The 1,185-nt window shown below is 38.6% G+C and carries 1 tRNA gene and 2 rRNA genes; all 3 read right to left on the reverse strand.

Annotation, left to right across the window (positions count from 1 at the left end):
* Window positions 1-118, reverse strand: a 23S ribosomal RNA gene (locus DWA31_RS05990); the annotation flags it as partial.
* 654 nt (window positions 119-772) lie between these two features.
* Window positions 773-849, reverse strand: a tRNA-Ile gene (locus DWA31_RS05995).
* A gap of 110 nt (window positions 850-959) precedes the next feature.
* Window positions 960-1,185: ribosomal RNA gene (locus tag DWA31_RS06000) — 16S ribosomal RNA — on the reverse strand; the annotation flags it as partial.

Below are 1,185 nucleotides of genomic sequence, written 5' to 3' on the forward strand. Positions count from 1 at the left end.
TCGGACATCTTTGGCTATAACGGTTTTTATCACCTCACCAAAGCTTTTCGCAGATTAACACGTCCTTCATCGCCTCTAACTGCCAAGGCATCCACCACATACGCTTAGTCACTTAACCATACAACCCCAAATTGTTTCATCGTTCTTTGCATTTATACGTCGTTGTTTACGTGTTCGTGTAGAAAAAACTACACTTCACAAATAAACGCCTTGTCTAAAGCGCAAATAACTTTGAAAAATGAATAATCTTTAATTTTAAGAGAAAAGATAAAACATTAATCATGGAATACTCGGAGACTAATCCGAGTTAATTGTAAAGTCTGACATTTTCACGTACTCATCATATCCAAAGACATGAAGTGAGTTACTTGATAAGACAATTACTATCGAGTAGATAATAATTGAATGTTGAATATAAGGCCGAAGCGTTATATTCGATTCTTTTGTTGAGTAAATCCTTGGGAAAGAATTTACTCGGTGGTATTTATAATCATATAATCAACAGCGCGACACCGTGACTACCTTATAAATACCGATTTTTATATCAGCTTTCCAGATTGTTAAAGAACTAATTAATCACACACATTCGGTGAATAATTTGGTTAAAAACCAAATTTAAATTATCACTTTCTATTGTAGAGAGGGATACCTTAAATTTGGTTTCTTTCTTTAGTTGAAGAAGAAATGTCATTTTGTGTTTTTACAAGGCTTTTGAATGCGACGCATAGTGTCTCTTATGCGAGTATTCAAGTAACGCGGTAAAAATCAAAATTGGTAGGTCTGGGCAGACTTGAACTGCCGACCTCACCCTTATCAGGGGTGCGCTCTAACCAGCTGAGCTACAGACCTATTTTGTAAGCCCAGAGGCTTTCTTCTTCATTTCATTATCATACAATTTGTGTGAATACTCGTAGAACGCTCTTAAAAGAGAATTCTCATTAGTTGTTTTTACTTCAAGATAAGGAGGTGATCCAACCCCAGGTTCCCCTAGGGTTACCTTGTTACGACTTCACCCCAGTCATGAAACACAAAGTGGTGACCGTCCTCCCGAAGGTTAGACTAGCCACTTCTTTTGCATCCCACTCCCATGGTGTGACGGGCGGTGTGTACAAGGCCCGGGAACGTATTCACCGTAGCATTCTGATCTACGATTACTAGCGATTCCGACTTCATGGAGTCGAGTTG

The sequence above is a fragment of the Candidatus Colwellia aromaticivorans genome, assembly GCF_003333305.1.
GTDB classification, from domain to species: Bacteria; Pseudomonadota; Gammaproteobacteria; order Enterobacterales; family Alteromonadaceae; genus Colwellia; species Colwellia aromaticivorans.